This window comes from Halochromatium roseum, assembly GCF_016653315.1.
In the GTDB taxonomy this organism is placed as follows: Bacteria; Pseudomonadota; Gammaproteobacteria; order Chromatiales; family Chromatiaceae; genus Lamprobacter; species Lamprobacter roseus.
Genome location: NZ_NHSH01000057.1, coordinates 246,068 through 261,782 on the forward strand (window position 1 = coordinate 246,068; position 15,715 = coordinate 261,782).

Consider the following 15,715-nt stretch of genomic DNA (forward strand, 5'->3'; position numbering starts at 1 on the left):
ACTCCAAAATGAGTTTTAGCTGCAAGATTTCAATACCCCATCAACAAATTGACACACATCCCCCTGCGGCGCACTTGCAATCGCCTCCTTGCACATCCGTCGCCATAATCCATCATCCTCGCTCAAAAGCCTCATGAAATACGCCATGCCGCATGGATTATCAGGCTCAACGACAAAACCGTTGACCCCGCTACGCACCAGCAGATCTCGTGCGCCGCAATTATCGGAGAGGATGACTGGTAGCCCCATCGCCTGCGCCTCGATCACGACAATGCCAAATTGCTCCTCAACACTTGGTAACAGCAAGGCGAGGGTTTTCCCAAGCGTCTGGCTGATCGCCTCATCCTGTAACCAGCCGCTAAAGACGAGATAATCAGTGATGCCCAAGGTATCAGCCTGTTGCCTCAGAGCAGCTTCGCCTGGTCCTGAACCGCAGAGATACAATGGGCGTGGCTTATCAACCGTCTTCCAATATATGGCGTAGGCGGACAAGAGCATAGACAGGTTTTTCTTCGGCACGAAACGCGCAATCACAGTGAAATGCCGTTCTTGGAATACTGGTCCATCTGGGGCAGGCGGCACACCAGCTTGACGACGGATACGTTCTAGGCTAACTGTGTTGCATTCACCATGAATTGTCTCAGGCTTCAAGCCGAGAAATTGCCAATACTGCTTAGAGCGCACGCCATTAGAGAGCGCCCCGTGATAGGGCCAAAGATAAAAAGCTTTACCGATCTCGCGCCAAACCTGCCTAGGCTTATCATCGAATTTCGAGTCGTTTATCGTGATAACTCGACCGCCGCGTAAATGTAGAACGATCGCCAGCAGGAAAATAGCGGAATTCTGATAATGACAAAGGAAAAAACAGGTCTCATGCGGTGGCGGCAGATGAGCGAGGATTCGGAGCAATCGCAAAATCGGCGATTTGGGAACCTTGCCTGTGAAGACGGTACGCTTCTCAAAGGTATCGGATATCCTTGACGCCCAAGCATACGTATCACTTTTCGGCGTCAGCTCAATCCCAATAACCTTAAACCGTTTTGCAAGATGTCGTTGCACAGCCTCAATCCGATCCATGTGATAGGGGCCAAAGTTATCCCAGAGAAAAACAATTGTGGTTTTATCCCGTCCTATTTGCATTATTAATCTACCACTTGTTCTCTCAGAGACGACCTTTTGCTGCAAACATTACCGTAACTTAAGTATCACAATCACTTCCTTTGAATCTATCACTCCAATACGTTTAATCATCTATTAATCGCCGGTACTCTTGACTTAGTTTTTCAACGATACTTGGCCATGTATATCGCCTATGTGAAGCCTGCCGACCTGAAACACCCATCCGCTTTCGCCGTTCTGAATCATTAAGCAGTTCTAGTATTGCACTTGCAACATCATCAGCATCACAGTCTGTTACCAAGCCAGCGCCCTCCTCCGCTACCTCTCGATGAATGTTGACGTTACGTGAAATGACCACTGGTAATTCACAGGCCATCGCTTCGACAACCGTCATGCCAAAGCTTTCTGTGTAAGATGGCAACACGAAGACATCGGAATCCACATAGGCTTGGATCACGTCAGCACCGGTCATAAAGTCAACAAAGATCACAGCGGCTTCGAGTTCCCGTTCCCGCACCCAAACACGCACCCGCTCGCCATAGTCGTCGTTAACTGGACCAACAATGGCTAAGCGGGCATCTGGATGTAACTGGTGTACTCGATCGAAGGCTGTGATCAAGATATCAAGCCCCTTTACGTAATGCAGGCGACCGAGGAACAGCAATAATGGGGCTTCACCAAGCGAGTGTGCCGCTCGAAAATCACCACGGGTTGGTAGATGTTCAAAAGGTGCCCAATCCAGGCCATTGGGCACCACGAAGGACGGCGATCGCAGGTTCAAGAAACCGGCGAGGCGGCGCTCGTCCTCTGCGGTGTAATGAATGGCGCTGGCGCCGTTCAGATTGGGGCGGTCGAACCAGCGTTCATAGCGACGTTTTAGCCAGAGGGATTTCCCGCTGCGGGCATACAGATAAGGGTCTAGCGCCCCATGCGGCATGACGATGTAGGGGATACCGAGTTTTCTAGCAAGCCATGCGCAGTAAGTAGGGGGAAAGCGGTACAGACCATGGATATGGATAAGATCAAAGCGCGGCAGCGTTTTCCTTGCCCAGCGACGCAGAGTGTGCGAAACGACCAATGGCTGAAAATCGACCGAGAAATACCAAGTGGTGACACCTTCTTCCTCTATCGGGACATTGGGCTGTACATCCAGGACACCTCTGGGATGATCAGCGTTTGTGGTGCAAATCGTCACCTTAAGGCCCGCTCGCGCCTGCTGTTGCGCCAGCGCCTTTAAGACTGTGGTGGGTCCTCCGTAACGAGGGGCCAGGGTGGTAATGACATGCAGGATGTTCATTCAAAGCCCTTGGGGGGAAATGAAGCGAGTAGGTATGACATCAACCTTTAACGCTGAAACAGCCAATCGGCTTGAATGCGCTGCCCCTTTTCAAGTTGATCATTGAAATGCCCTGCTTCGTCAAATCCGGCCTCAGTGAGCAACTGTTCGACTTCGCCCCTGAGCGCTTGACCATGGTAGAGTTCCAAATCTGAGGCCTCGACATAGATCGTATCGATCTCGGGCAACAGCGCGGTTGCGCCCTTGAGCACTTCCAGTTCAAAGCCCTGAACGTCGATCTTCAGCAAACTCGGCCGCGCGATCGGCGGGCTAATGCAGGTATCCAGGCGTTGGATGGGAACTCGCAGTGTCCCTGATTCCTCCATCCCGAAGATGGCCTTTTGGCGGTCACCCAGCGCCAGCAGCGAGGAAGAGTCGGTGCGTGTGGCGATATGCATGTCGCCTTCACCTGAATCAGCACCAAGGGCGCAGTCGTGAATCTCAGCCTGACCACGCATGACGCGTTCAAGCTTGGCCCTGGCCTCAGGTAGGGGCTCGAAACAGATCCGACGAGCATCAGGCCAGCGCAACCGGGCGTAGGTGGCGAACTGGCCCTTGTTGGCGCCGACATCGATGACGGTCGCGTAATGCTCACCACCCAGGGCACTGTCGTGCTCCAGCGTCGCGGCAACGCCTTGCATCAAGGCTGGCCAGCAGGCGGGACACTGCAGAAGCTTGAGATATTTGTGCATACGTGGAGACATCAGCATTTCCTTTTAGGAGGCAGCAGATCATTACCCTCGAGCCGTATATCACAGTTGGCCCGGTTACGGCCGCCAGCATATCTTAATTGGGCTATACCCGGCTGATACAAAAAATTCACATTGCGCATGTCTATTATTAATTCTTTAGAAAATTATTATTAAAAATGTTTAGAGCAGCAACTTTACAAAGCAGCACCAGATATTATCAGACAGCCTTTGCTTTCTGGACTAGCTCGATAATATATCTATTAACTTGGCGCTCTCAGATTCAAAATTAACTTTTGACGCTAAAATTGACGAATTGCACTTCATCTTTAAAATACTTTCAGGGGTACAGGTGACTATTGCAGACCTAAGATCTTCGACAGTGAATGCCTTTGTCACCAGGCCAATATCATACTTATTAATTATTTCGCTCATATCTTCCGAGGGCCCTGATATAACAGCCAAGCGAGCCTGAACATACTCAAAGAATTTATTCGGTAATGCATCCTCTAGGCTGGAGTGCAATGGAGGGAAAAACGCCAAGCCTACATCATAACTATTTGTTTCAGTAATAAGGCGTTCATACGCTATTGGTTCATGGAAGTGTATTTTTTTAGATGCTATTTTTCTAAGAGACTCAAGATATTCAACAGAAATGTCTGTTAAATACAAATGTAAGGATATGTTTTCTGGTGATAAATTCACTGCCTCAATCAACATATCTATACTTCTTTGACGGTTGCCGATTCCGTGGTATACCAGCTTTATATCTTCTGAATTCACCGGCTGCGGGGCCAAGTCTTGCCGGTATTCAACAGCGCTTAAAACAACGCTTGAATTTATATTAAAAATATTTCTCAACTTTTTTGAGTGGCCATTACTAACACAAATGACTTCATCATATTTTGGTAGAAACTCTAAGTAGGTCTTTTTGGTAAGCAAATGATCTAGCGCCTTGACCGCAATGGCTATAATTTTAGTCAAGCCTCGCTCTGAACTAGACCCTATCAAATCGTTGCGCCAATAGAAGTCTCTTAGATCAAGTACAAATTTTGCGTGACTGATAGATTTTATCTTCAGCCCTAAAAGGCTGAGACTGATATCCTCAACTAGAATAAGATTTACATCACTTAATGCCTCAATCTTATATGGGCTTAGAATTTTACTTTGAGTAGTTAAAAACCAAGACAACCAAAAGCCACCAAATAAAGCAGCCATTAAAGATAAAGGGAGTGTAGTAGCAAACCATAATGTAGTTGTGATTTTTTTTATAAAGCTACCTGCTTGCAAATCGTTGATGCTACGGCTTTGAAGCGGCCAATATAGTAAATGCTTATCAGTCGGCACATGTGGCGAAGACACAAGCAGTTTATACCCCATATCTTCCAATACCTTAATATTCCTCGAAATTCGTTTTCTTGATTCAAAATTAGCATTAGTCAAGACAATAGCGATCGGCTTTTTTATTGTTTTGCCAGTCATCTTTTCCATAAGTTTTCCATGCGAAAGCGCGAGTTGGTCAAGTTGAATATGGTTGTGATGCGTGTATGAGCGCTATAATCCCGCTGCGATAGCCGAGACCACGGTACCTGCTCTCCTGGAGGCCGGAGTGCGGATACTCGCGGCAGGTGCCACAGCGGAAGTTGGGGAGCGCTGCGTTGGGCACCAGATTCGATAGAACTACACCGATGACGGCATACCATCATCTGCATCTAATACATCGGGATGAAAGGCGTCTGACTTCTTCTCATCGTCAACAAACCATACACACAAGATCTCGGTGTCAGACTTTATGAGTGCGACGGTCATCAACGGGCCGCCGGTTTTTAACCTAACAGTATCTCCAATCTTAAACATTCAATTTTCCTCTAGAATGAAATGTTAAACCAACAATCAAAAACTTCTCGCATCACGAGAAGTGATTTTTCCCATGCATATTCAGAACGTTAAAAATAAGAAACTTACTCTAACATTCTGAGGCCATCTGAGAGATGGACTAAGCCCTGACAGGTCCAGATGAGCACTTCAGTAACACTCAACGCTGCTTGGTTTGGCTGTACCTGTGTTTTCAACTTGACATAAACATGCGCCCTCTCATAGCGAGGGTGCAAGCTGCTTATGATTAAGAAGTATTAAGAGCCCTCGCTCGCCCCTTAGGGGGTTGAAGATCAGGCGTAAAGTGACCAGGCTCGAATGGCAGTAAGATAAGCGCAGCTTGTCGCCTCGACATCGCGCTTGAGCGAGGCTGGTTGCCGGGTCCCTGGCCTGTGGGGGGAGGGTAAGGGGCGGTTCGCTGCTGAGCTTTGTTACCTGCTGCGAGGTTGCTTTCCCTGCGCTGGATTCCGGCTTCCCGGCCGGAATGACGGAGGGGATGACGGAAGGAAGGTGGCAGGGAAGCCGGGACCTAGGCCAGTGAGGGTAAGCGGGTGGTCTGCTTAGAGATAGCGTATCGCGGTGATCACCAGGCCAACGCCAGTGGCGATGAATCCGATCAGCCACAGGAAGTGTTTGTCGTGGCGCTTGAGCATCTCGTCGAAGCGCTTGTCCATGTCGGTTTTCATGAGCTCCAGGCGCTTATCGACCTGCTCCAAGCGCTTGTCGACCTGCTCGAAGCCTTGGCGCATCAACTCGCGTTGGTGCTTGAGCTCTTCCTCGACGCGCACCATGCGCTCACGTAGTTCGATCTCATAGACCACGGGCGGTTTTCCAAGGCTTTGCTCGGCGATCCATTCACCGATGTGGTTTTTGACGTACTCGCCGATTTGTTGAAGGTCTTCCTGGGCCAGGGCCATGGTGGTGTCTCCGGATGACTCGCGGTGCGTGGGCGCTATGCTTGGGGCACGGGGCTGCGCCAAGGCTTGCTATTGACATGCTAGCAGTGCGCTAACCTTTGGCGCTAGCTGGACATCCGCTGCGCAGCCCTGTTAAGTGCGCCCGCTGGAGGGACGGACGTGAGGTGGCCGGATGCCCTCCTTCTCTCGTCGTCCCGGCCGGGAAGCCGGGACCCAGGCCAGGGATGCCCTCCTCCTCGAGTACGCAGCGCAGGGTGGCGACGGATCGGGCCATGGCCTCGGGCTGGCGATAGCTGTTGTAGCCGGGGCGGATGCAGACATCGTCGCGCGCGGCTTGCGTCAGGCGATAAGGCAGGCCAAGCCAGTCGTCGAGGAGCACGCCGAGGACGTAGGCGCGCTCAGTCTCGCGGCCGGGTGGGGGCGCTCGACCAGACCAGCACCCCGTTGATAAGCCCGCAAGGTCGCATGCGTCGCCCGCGCAATCATGAGGCGTCGGACTGATCGCCCTGGGTTTCTCGACGCTTCTCGATCAGGTCGCGCGCCAGCGCGATTTCCCGGGCCTGCAACAGTTCCTCAAAATATGCGTGGATGGAGGTCAGGGTGATGCCCACATCGACGGGGTCCAGTCCTTCGTCATCGGTATCCAACGGCAGCAGCCCGAGCAGTTTGTGCTCAACCACGGTCGGCACCTCGGGTCCGGCGTCGGCAGCCTGGGCGGCGGCAACGATGTCAGTCAAGGTCTTACCCTGATGCTGGCAGAACCACATCAGGTCGAAGTAATCGCGAGCGCGTGAACGCTTGAGTAGCAGGGCGCTCATCATGGCGAACAGGGTCGGCAAATCTGCCAACCCGAAACGCCAGCCGGGCTGCGAACGCACACCTATGGCATAGCGTTTTCCCCGGGGATCGGCAAAACACTGCACTTTGACGCCATCAAGGACGTAATCCTGCACATGGGCCAGCAGGTCAAGGCCATTGATCTTGGCGGCCGAGATCATGGACGCCGGCGTCACCAAGGTGGCGCCTCTCGACTGCATGGCGCTGAACAGCGCGTGTTTATCGAGCGACGCTTCAAAGGTGATGAGATCGACATCGAGACTTCGACGGTGACCGGCCTGCAGCGCCATCGCGGTGCCGCCCACCAGACAAAAGCCAGACAGCGCTTCTTCATTGGCGAGCTTGTCGATCACCGCGATCGTCGCCTGGGGCAACGACTCAGGTTTGAGCGCTGTCATGCCGTGTGGCGCTGGCTAAGCTCTTCTGACAGCGCAATATCGATGCTGCGCAGCATGCGGGCGAGGATGCGCTCGAGAATGGGGCGCTCAGCCGCTGGCACCAGACCCAGCGCCGTTTCGACGCGCCCCTTGACCCTGTCCAGGCCTTGATCGATGCAGAGTTGCACCAGGTCTGCAAAGTCTGCTCGCCGCAGGACGGCAAGGATCAGGGCATTGTCGGTCATGGCAGGATCGGACCAGTCATAGGGTTTGCTAAAACCGCTCGACTGCCGAACGCCATAGTGCGCGGCCAACAGGCGCAGGGCTGTTTCGGGCATGCGCCGAAAATCACCCGAGGTTTCAGGCAGTAGCCATTTATCCAGTGCGCGCCGCGACACGCCGAGGCCCTCGGCCATCCGCTGGCGTGTCTGGCCGCTCTGTTTCATGGCGGTGCGGAGCATCTCTTGTTGACGCATGCGTAAAGACTATCCCCAGTGGGGATGCACTTGCAACGCACGCGGTGTTGAAACCAGCGCCCTGCCGTACGGCAGTGCCTGCTGCTTCAGTGCCTGCTGCGAGGTTGCTTTCCCTGCACTGGATTCCGGCTTCCCGGCTGGAATGACTAACGTGAAGTGACTGGAATGACTAACGTGAAGTGACCGGGAAGCCGGACGATGGTGGCCGGAATACCCTCCTTCTCTCGTCGTCCCAGCCGGGAAGCCGGGACCTAGGCCGATTTGTTGAAGTCTTCCTGGGCCAGGGCCATGGTGGTGTCTCCGGATGGCTCGCGGGCCTTCATAAGTCTTCATCTTTCTCGCCTTGTCGATGTTGCAGACAGAGTGTTTACTGGAACAGATGGCCATCTGCTTTTGCGTCGGAAAGGCCGTGACTAACTTACCGCTAGTAGCCTGTGCTATCAAACGCCTGTCTGGCACAGGTTATCTTTATCGCAGCGCCTAAATCTATTGCAACTGAACTTATTGAACAAACATGTTTGAGCGCTATCTTCATTTCTCACACTACCAGAGTATTGTAAAAGACTCACGGATGCGTAGACCAAAGCGCACCCGGTCAATCATCAATCCTCACCCCAATCTCGACTTCGCCAGTTCGACACGGGATCTGATACGCAAACTCGGCCAACCGAGCTTGAAGCTATCGCCGCAAAACACCTCAAGCGAGCAGCTGTATCTCTATCGCCGAGAGATCTCTGGCTATAAGGTCAACTTTGAGTTTCACTTACACGAAGATCAGCTCTACTATACTAGGCATATCTTTCGCCATACCAGCGCCAAAGAGACTGAACTCATCATCAAGGCGATTGGGAAAAAGTATAGTGAAGACGCCACTTTCAACGACCGCCAGGATAAGATCATTGACCAGCAGGGCAATGAGCTAATCATCAATCGTGGTCTCTATCTCAGTATCGATTATCTCTATGCGCAGGGTACGACCTTACGCGAGTTCCAAGCTCCAGAGGCCGTGTACGCAATGGCCTAATGCCAGCGCGCGGCTGTCCCAGCGCGGCACGAAGTGCAATCCAGGGGCGGACCACCTACCAACGCCCGATAAAACCGCCGATCGGCCCCGGACCCTAGATGCGAGTTATGCCAGAGCAGCGTGAAGTCACCACCAAAGCGCTGGCAGGTGTTGCGATAGCGCTGCATCAGGGCCAGGGCCTGGTCGCTGTAGCCTAGCCCCAGGTAGCGCTCGGCGATGACGGAACATTCCATGACGATCAGCGGGCGCTCGCGCAGGCGCAGGGGGCGGCGCTGCTGGAGGTCGTAGAGCGGATACTCTCGACAGGTGCCACAGCGGAAGCCGGGGCGGTCGGCATAGCTGAGGGTGCTGTCGTAGTCGAGGCCGTTGTCGTCCCAGAGGCGCGCGGTGGTGGGCGTTTCCCAGCGCAGATAATGCTGGCGGCCGCCGAGCTGGGGTTGGTCGATGCCCTCCTCCTCGAGCACGCGGCGCAGGGTGGCGACGGAACGGGCCATGGCCTCGGGGTGGCGATAGCTGTTGTAGCCGGGGTGGAGGCCGATCTCGTGGCCGCGGGCGTGGCGCGGCTTGCGCTGCAGGCGGGGCCAGCGTCGCTGCATCGCGGCTTTGTCAAAGATCAGGTGAGCTTTAATGTCGCTCGCTTGAGCATTCGCGTCACCGCATCGGTTTTGTTGATGGCATGCAATTCAATCCGAGGGTTTTTGTGTCGGTCTTCACGCAGGCCATGACACTGAGTGCCATCCGCTCATGCCGTGGCTTCGAGCGCTTCAACCAGAGCCTCCGGTTCCGACCAGCGCCGTACCTCAGACAGAGAATCCAGAAGGGTGAAATCCTCGTCCTGCCAGACATCGGCCGTGTCATCGAACAGGCTGATCAACCTCAATGCCTCAGCCCCGTAGGTGAGCTGATTCAGATCGTGCCACATCGCCAGCGTATGCTCTGCAACGGGGCGCGCCGATGCGCGATTCCCAGTGCTGAGCACCGAAACGAGCGAGCCCTGCTGTGGCAGGATGATATGGAAGTCGGGCCTCCACCCGCGACCTGAGCGACCCATCAGCTTCGGTCGGCGATCAAACGGAATGTCGCGTTCAGCCAGGAAATCCGACACTTCGTCGGCCGTGGATTCAACAGCTCGGGTTCTGAAAGTGAACCAGAGATCGGAAACTCTCAGGCACGCCTGTGCCACGCGCAGCGTCACGGCGGCCAATGTCATACCGGATCTACAGCGGGCCAGAAGCGTCCCTTTGTACTGCTCGATACCATGCGTCAGGCAAACGTCTGCAATCATGGCGTTCTGTTTCGGTGTCCGCTTGGGCGATAGGGTCTGCGAGCGCAGCCAGCGCAGGGTTTCGCCAAGGTCAGAGACGATCAGTCCACCGTGTTTCTCGGTGATGAACAGATCAATGTTGTCTCCATCCGGATACAGGAAGGGCGTGCGGATTCTTGTGTGACGTTCGCTCGTGACGCAAGTGAAGAGTTCACTAAGCTCATTCGCTAGTTCTTTACAGGGCGTTGTCATCACGGCCAGAATCGATCATCTGAGTACGATGGCGGAGGAAACATGCGGCCGTTATGGGCGATCGCCGCTTCTGCACAGAATTGGTTCCAAACCGTGACGGGATCTTCCGCCGTGGCGGTGATGTCCTCGGGTATGTAGGCATCTTTGTCGCGACATGCTTCCGTCCAGCGATGCTTGTGGCACTCACCCACTTGGCTGCACTGAGGATTATGGTGATCCTTCCCGAGGTCGAGGCCGTAGATTCGTCCATCGCTTTTGAGGATCAAGCTGTAGCTCAATGCCGGTATGAGCGGATTGTACGTGCCCTTGATGAACAAGGGCCAGCCCCCTGCTGACGAGACCTCCATGCGAAACTCGACACAGTGCGAGTGATCTTCGTCTGTCGTCCATCGAATGTCCCCAAGGATCTGTTTTGTCTGATCGTTAAGGATGCTGTCGAACTCAGCGCTGTTTAGCATGATGTCGTTCCCTATCGGAATCTATTCGTGTGCCACGTATGCTGATCAGCCATCTGGGCCGACGCGGTTGTCGAGCTTGGGGTCGGTGTTCTCCGGGATGAAATAGAAGGCGACGGCGCGGCCGCGCGCGAGGCGATAGCCTGCCGCGGCCGTTGTTTTGCCACGGAAGAACACGGAAGTCCACGGAAACGGTGCTTCTTGTCCCTTCCGTGTTCGTCCGTGGCCAGTCTTTCGCGTGACCCAGACCCGGCGTTGAAGGCGAACGGGCTGTCGACATCACAGCTGACCAGGGTGCTGGCTTGGCGCGGCTTGCGCTGCAGGCTGGGCCAGCGTCGCTGAGCCAGGTCTCAGGTGCCTGCCGGAACTGGCTGAAAAAGCCGTCAGGCAGCCGCAGCTCGCCGGGCTGATCGGTTAGGAGGATGCTGACATCCTCGCGCGCGGCTTGCGTCAGGCGATACGGCAGGCCAAGCCAGTCGTCGAGGAGCACGCCGAGGATGTAGGCGCGCTCGGTCTCGCAGCCGGGTAGGGTTTGGATTTCAAGCACCAGGGAGCCCTGGATTGCGATGCCTATGCCGCATAGCGTTCAACGGGCACCACACGGGCATCATGGTGACCCCGCTCACGCAGCCTTTCGATTTCACTCAGCGTCTGTGCCGTCAAATAATGCTCGTGGCAAGCGCGACACGCAATAACAGGAATATCTTCAATCACCAACAGGTCATTGCCTTGGCCGAATGCCTTGGTGACATGCTTGATGGTTGCAGCACCGCCGCAGACAGGACAAAGACTTTCATTCATAGCAAATACACCGTAATAATAACAACCGTACCCTTAATCATTGCCACGATCTCGGCGTCCAGCCCCTGAGTAGTTGGGCCATACACTTTGAGTAATGAACGAGTTATTGAAAATCAAGGCACTGGCAAGACTGCAACCGCAGGACGTTGAATTTTCAAGGGCTTCGCCGTCCGTCCTGGGGTCTTGCCCATGCGTGCGCGCAGCTCGGCATAATGCAGCGCTTGTGCGCTGAGCTGCGGATAGTCTTCGGCGATTTCTGCCACCGGCACGCCGGCGCGAAATTGCTCCACCACCTGCGTTACCGGCACCCGTGTCCCTCGGAACACCAGTTCGCCTGAGCAAATATCCGCGTGGCGCTCCACCAGATCGGCACCCCGTTGATAAGCCCGCAAGGTCGCATGCGTCGCCCGCGCAATCTTGGTCAGATCCATGGTCACCGGCACCTCGCCCGTGCGTTCCAAAATACCAACTCAGTGTGAGTCTTATTTTAGCAGCAATCATCTGATGGCGATCGCCCTTTGTGGGAAAAGCACCAAGGCCATTTGCCACTCGCATTTCGGCAACACGGAGTTTCTCAGCGGCTTTCCGCAATACCGGCTCGATTTGAGGGGTCATAATCGCCGCCCTTCGCGCTCATAGTCAGGGCCAGCGGAGTGCCTTGCCGCTGTAACCCAGCCCCAGGTAGCGCTCGGCGATGACGGAGCATTCCATGACGATCAGCGGGCGCTCGCGCAGGCGCAGGGGTCGGCGCTGCTGGAGGTCGTAGAGCGGATACTCACGGCAGGTGCCGCAGCGAAAGCCGGGGCGGTCGGCGTAGCTGAGGGTGCTGTCGCAGTCCAGACCGTTGTCGTCCCAGAGGCGCGCGGTGGTGGGCGTTTCCCAGCGCAGATAATGCTGGCGGCCGCCGAGCTGGGGTTGGTCGATGCCCTCCTCGTCCAGCACGCGGCGCAGGGTTTGCACGGAGCGTGTCATGGCCTCGGGGTGGCGGTAGGTGTTGTAGCCGGGGTGGAGGCCGATCTCGTGACCGCGCGCGTGGATCTGACGCAGCAGAGCGCGCAGGCGCGGGTCGTCGAGGCTGACGCGGTTGTCGAGCTTGGGGTCGGTGTTCTCCGGGATGAAATAGAAGGCGACGGCGCGGCCGGCGCGTTCGTTGAGGTCCATGATGTGCTCAAGGCCGAGACGATGCGGGTCGAGGCTGTGATCGCCGCGACGGGAGCGCCACTGGCCGCGCAGATTGCGCCAGGCCAGGCTGGGCGAGCGGCGTTTGAGCAGGTCGCCGGTGAGGCCGCGCGCGAGGCGATAGCCCGCCGCGGCCGTTGTTTTGCCAGGGAAGAACACGGAGGTCCACGGAAACGGTGCTTCTTGTCCCTTCCGTGTGCGTCCGTGTTCTTCCGTGGCCAGTCTTTCGCGTGACCCAGACCCGGCGTTGAAGGCGAACGGGCTGTCGACATCGCAGCTGACCAGGATACGGGCTTGACGCGGCTTGCGCTGCAGGCGGGGCCAGCGTCGGTGCATCGCGGCCCAGAGGGTCTCGACGTACTCGTCGATAATCGGCCGATCGAGAAAGCCGGCGCGCTGGGCCAGCGAGGCGGTGGCCGGGAAACGGTCGTGGTTGTCGCGCTCGGGCAGCACGGCCTCTTCGTAGCGCGAGAGCATGAAGAAGGCGGCGCCGAAGACATCGAGTGGCAGATCGATGCGGTCGCCCTGCTCGGCCGCGCGCCCAGGTCCGGGGCTGGTGTCAGCGTCGCCATAGAGGATCGGCAGCCGCGGATCGGTGAGCAGGATGTCCTGCGCTAGCGCGCGGCTATCCCAGCTCGGCAGTTGGCCTGCGGGCGTTAGGGCCGGCAGCGAGGCGTCGCTGAGCCTGCCAGTGCTTGAAGAAGGTGATCCAGGCGCGCAGCGGTCCGGGTGGGTGAACGGCTGTTGATGATAAGCGTCTCACAGACCGCAGAGATGATGTCAGGGTGCGGCTATACTCGCTCCATGACCACGACACCGACACCGCACGATTGCTTCTTCCGCGAGAACTTCGCGCGGCCTGTGATTGCGCGCGACTTTTTGCAGCATCACCTGCCCGCCGCATTGCTCCCCGAGCTGGACCTCGAGCGAATGAGCATCTCGCCGGATACCTTCGTCACCGAGGCGCTGCGCAAGGTCTACTCCGATCTGATCTACCAGATTCCCTATCGCAACACTCAGCTCTCGGTCTATCTGCTCTTCGAGCACAAGAGCCGCTCCGAGCATTGGGTGCTGTTGCAACTGTTGCGCTACGTTGTCGCCAGCGGCGAGCTGTACCGCGACCAGAATCCTGAGGCCAAGAGCCTGCCACCCATTTACCCGCTGGTGCTCTACCATGGACAGGAACACTGGCGCGCACCCGCGCACTTTCACGACCTCATCGATCCCCTGCCTGAGGCGCTCAAGCCCTTCGTGCCCCAGTTTGGCTATGCGCTGCACGATATCTCGGCCAGGAGCAACACCGAGATCAAGGGTGCGGTGCTGTCACGACTCGTGCAACTCGCACTGCGTTACATCTATAGCGACCAACCCGCAGAGCGCTTCCGAGAGCTGCTCGAATTGATCGCCAAGGTCAGCCGCGACGAGACGGCGATGGCGATTCTCGAATCCCTGCTGCGCTACTTTGTCCAAGGCACTGGGCGCCTGGATGAGCAGCAAGCGCGCACCTTACTTGAACAGACCTTCTCCGGAGAACCGCTAATGGAAACCTTCATCGACCGTTACATTGCCCAAGGCGAACAGCGTGGCGAACAGCGTGGCGAACAGCGCGGCCGAGCAACCACCCTACTGCATCTCATCGAGCGCAAATTCGGCCCACCCAGCGAGCCCATCCGCGAGCGGATTACGCAGGCTGATCCCGACACCCTCCTGCGCTGGTTCGACCGTGCCATCGACGCCCGCAACCTCGACGAGGTCTTGCACTGAGCTCGGTCCGGCACTGAACCCGACCGCACTGCCGTCCATCTAGCATCATCGCAAGATCAATGTGTCAGGCTTGCAACATCTGCCGCATTCTCGCCAACCAACGCCGCATAAAACCGCCGATCGGCCCCGGACCCTAGATGCGAGTTATGCCATAGCAGCGTGAAGTCGCCACCAAAGCGATGGCAGGTGTCGCGATAGTGCTGCATCAGGGCCAGGGCCTGGTCGCTGTAGCCCAGGCCCAGGTAGCGCTCGGCGATAACGGAGCATTCCATGACGATCAGCGGGCGCTCGCGCAGGCGCAGGGGGCGGCGCTGCTGGAGGTCGTAGAGCGGATACTCACGGCAGGTGCCGCAGCGAAAGCCGGGGCGGTCGGCGTAGCTGAGGGTGCTGTCGTAGTCGAGGCCGTTGTCGTCCCAGAGGCGCGCGGTGGTGGGCGTTTCCCAGCGCAGATAATGCTGGCGGCCGCCGAGCTGGGGTTGGTCGATGCCCTCCTCGTCCAGCACGCGGCGCAGGGTTTGCACGGAGCGGGTCATGGCCTCGGGGTGGCGATAGCTGTTGTAGCCGGGGTGGAGGCCGATCTCGTGACCGCGCGCGTGGATCTGACGCAGCAGAGCGCGCAGGCGCGGGTCGTCGAGGCTGACGCGGTTGTCGAGCTTGGGGTGGGTGTTCTCCGGGATGAAGTAGAAGGCGACGGCGCGGCTGGCGCGCTCGTTGAGGTCCATGATGTGCTCAAGGCCGAGGCGGTGCGGGTCCAGGCTGTAATCGCCGCGACGGGCGCGCCACTGGCCGCGCAGGTTGCGCCAGGCTAGGCTGGGCGAGCGGCGTTTAAGCAGGTCGGCGGCGAGGCCGCGCGCGAGGCGATAGCCCGCCGCGGCCGTTGTTTTGCCACGGAAGAACACGGAGGTCCACGGAAACGGTGCTTCTTGTCCCTTCCTTGTGCGTCCGTGTTCTTCCGTGGCCAGTCTTTCGCGTGACCCAGACCCTGCGTTGAAGGCGAAGGGGCTATCGACATCGCAGCTGACCAGGGTGCGGGCTTGGCGAGGCTTGCGCTGCAGGCTGGGCCAGCGTTGGTGGAGCGCGGTCCAGAGGGTCTCGACGTACTCGTCGATAATCGGCCGATCGAGAAAGCCGGCGCGCTGGGCCAGCGAGGCGGTGGCCGGGAAACGGTCGTGGTTGTCGCGATCGGGCAGCACGGCCTCTTCGTAGCGCGAGAGCATGAAGAAGGCGGCGCCGAAGACATCGAGTGGCAGATCGATGCGGTCGCCCTGCTCGGCCGCGCGCCCAGGTCCGGGGCTGGTGTCAGCGTCGCCATAGAGGATCGGCAGCCGCGGATCGGTGAGCAGGATGTCT

19 protein-coding genes are annotated in these 15,715 nt (G+C 57.0%); 2 read left to right on the forward strand and 17 right to left on the reverse strand.

The annotated features are described in order from the left end of the window. Positions 1-15: 15 nt before the first annotated feature. The 9 genes from CCR96_RS12580 to CCR96_RS12620 all read right to left on the reverse strand — a co-directional run bounded on the left by CCR96_RS12580 (position 16) and on the right by CCR96_RS12620 (position 7,626). Positions 16-1,140: a glycosyltransferase family 4 protein gene (locus tag CCR96_RS12580; protein ID WP_201220457.1), complete on the reverse strand. Its 1,125-nt coding sequence runs from the start codon at positions 1,138-1,140 to the stop codon at positions 16-18. 103 nt (positions 1,141-1,243) lie between these two features. Beyond that, positions 1,244-2,416, reverse strand: coding sequence for a glycosyltransferase (locus tag CCR96_RS12585; protein WP_201220458.1), 1,173 nt, complete (start codon positions 2,414-2,416; stop codon positions 1,244-1,246). 47 nt (positions 2,417-2,463) lie between these two features. After that, positions 2,464-3,159, reverse strand: coding sequence for an FkbM family methyltransferase (locus tag CCR96_RS12590; RefSeq protein WP_201220459.1), 696 nt, complete (start codon positions 3,157-3,159; stop codon positions 2,464-2,466). A 228-nt stretch (positions 3,160-3,387) separates the two neighbouring features. Next, a complete protein-coding gene (locus CCR96_RS12595) occupies positions 3,388-4,635 on the reverse strand; it encodes a glycosyltransferase family protein (protein ID WP_201220460.1) in 1,248 nt (415 codons plus the stop codon). 189 nt (positions 4,636-4,824) lie between these two features. After that, a complete protein-coding gene (locus CCR96_RS25575; protein WP_201220461.1) occupies positions 4,825-5,001 on the reverse strand; it encodes a YodC family protein in 177 nt (58 codons plus the stop codon). A 578-nt stretch (positions 5,002-5,579) separates the two neighbouring features. Next, complete coding sequence (locus tag CCR96_RS12605) at positions 5,580-5,936, reverse strand: hypothetical protein (protein WP_201220462.1); 357 nt, start codon at positions 5,934-5,936, stop codon at positions 5,580-5,582. A 91-nt stretch (positions 5,937-6,027) separates the two neighbouring features. Further along, complete coding sequence (locus CCR96_RS12610; protein WP_201220463.1) at positions 6,028-6,315, reverse strand: hypothetical protein; 288 nt, start codon at positions 6,313-6,315, stop codon at positions 6,028-6,030. Between the two features lie 103 nt (positions 6,316-6,418). Beyond that, positions 6,419-7,171 carry a nucleotidyl transferase AbiEii/AbiGii toxin family protein gene (locus CCR96_RS12615; protein ID WP_201220464.1) on the reverse strand — a complete coding sequence of 251 codons (753 nt, stop codon included), beginning with the start codon at positions 7,169-7,171 and terminating at the stop codon, positions 6,419-6,421. Further along, positions 7,168-7,626 carry a hypothetical protein gene (locus tag CCR96_RS12620; protein ID WP_201220465.1) on the reverse strand — a complete coding sequence of 153 codons (459 nt, stop codon included), beginning with the start codon at positions 7,624-7,626 and terminating at the stop codon, positions 7,168-7,170. The genes CCR96_RS12615 and CCR96_RS12620 overlap by 4 nt, the downstream gene beginning before the upstream one ends. Positions 7,627-8,140: 514 nt before the next feature. Between CCR96_RS12620 and CCR96_RS12625 the strand changes: the two genes are divergently transcribed. Further along, entirely contained in the window at positions 8,141-8,650 is a 510-nt protein-coding gene (locus tag CCR96_RS12625) for a hypothetical protein (protein ID WP_201220466.1), read from the forward strand. Here CCR96_RS12625 and CCR96_RS12630 read toward each other — a convergent pair. The 7 genes from CCR96_RS12630 to CCR96_RS12655 form a co-directional block, all read right to left on the reverse strand. Continuing rightward, entirely contained in the window at positions 8,647-9,246 is a 600-nt protein-coding gene (locus CCR96_RS12630) for a polysaccharide deacetylase family protein (protein ID WP_201220467.1), read from the reverse strand. The genes CCR96_RS12625 and CCR96_RS12630 overlap by 4 nt on opposite strands. 146 nt (positions 9,247-9,392) lie before the next feature. Then, the gene (locus CCR96_RS12635; RefSeq protein ID WP_201220468.1) at positions 9,393-10,166 is read right to left on the reverse strand and encodes a DUF1828 domain-containing protein; all 774 of its coding nucleotides are present in this window, start codon (positions 10,164-10,166) and stop codon (positions 9,393-9,395) included. Beyond that, positions 10,166-10,624, reverse strand: a complete 459-nt coding sequence (locus tag CCR96_RS12640; protein WP_201220469.1) for a DUF6978 family protein — start codon at positions 10,622-10,624, stop codon at positions 10,166-10,168. The genes CCR96_RS12635 and CCR96_RS12640 overlap by 1 nt, the downstream gene beginning before the upstream one ends. 45 nt (positions 10,625-10,669) lie before the next feature. Beyond that, entirely contained in the window at positions 10,670-10,798 is a 129-nt protein-coding gene (locus tag CCR96_RS25090) for a hypothetical protein (RefSeq protein WP_274601112.1), read from the reverse strand. Positions 10,799-11,191: 393 nt separating this feature from the next. Continuing rightward, positions 11,192-11,422 carry a type II toxin-antitoxin system MqsA family antitoxin gene (locus tag CCR96_RS12645; RefSeq protein ID WP_201220470.1) on the reverse strand — a complete coding sequence of 77 codons (231 nt, stop codon included), beginning with the start codon at positions 11,420-11,422 and terminating at the stop codon, positions 11,192-11,194. Between the two features lie 113 nt (positions 11,423-11,535). Then, on the reverse strand, positions 11,536-11,883 hold the full coding sequence (locus tag CCR96_RS12650) for a DUF433 domain-containing protein (RefSeq protein WP_201220471.1): 348 nt from the start codon (positions 11,881-11,883) through the stop codon (positions 11,536-11,538). A 178-nt stretch (positions 11,884-12,061) separates the two neighbouring features. After that, the gene (locus CCR96_RS12655; protein WP_420827270.1) at positions 12,062-13,270 is read right to left on the reverse strand and encodes a DUF7033 domain-containing protein; all 1,209 of its coding nucleotides are present in this window, start codon (positions 13,268-13,270) and stop codon (positions 12,062-12,064) included. A gap of 135 nt (positions 13,271-13,405) precedes the next feature. On the opposite strand from CCR96_RS12655, the gene CCR96_RS12660 reads away from it, so the two are divergent. Further along, on the forward strand, positions 13,406-14,365 hold the full coding sequence (locus CCR96_RS12660) for an Rpn family recombination-promoting nuclease/putative transposase (protein WP_201220473.1): 960 nt from the start codon (positions 13,406-13,408) through the stop codon (positions 14,363-14,365). A gap of 56 nt (positions 14,366-14,421) precedes the next feature. Here CCR96_RS12660 and CCR96_RS12665 read toward each other — a convergent pair. Next, the coding region (locus tag CCR96_RS12665) for a polysaccharide deacetylase family protein (RefSeq protein ID WP_201220474.1) at positions 14,422-15,715 on the reverse strand (1,294 nt) is incomplete at its 5' end.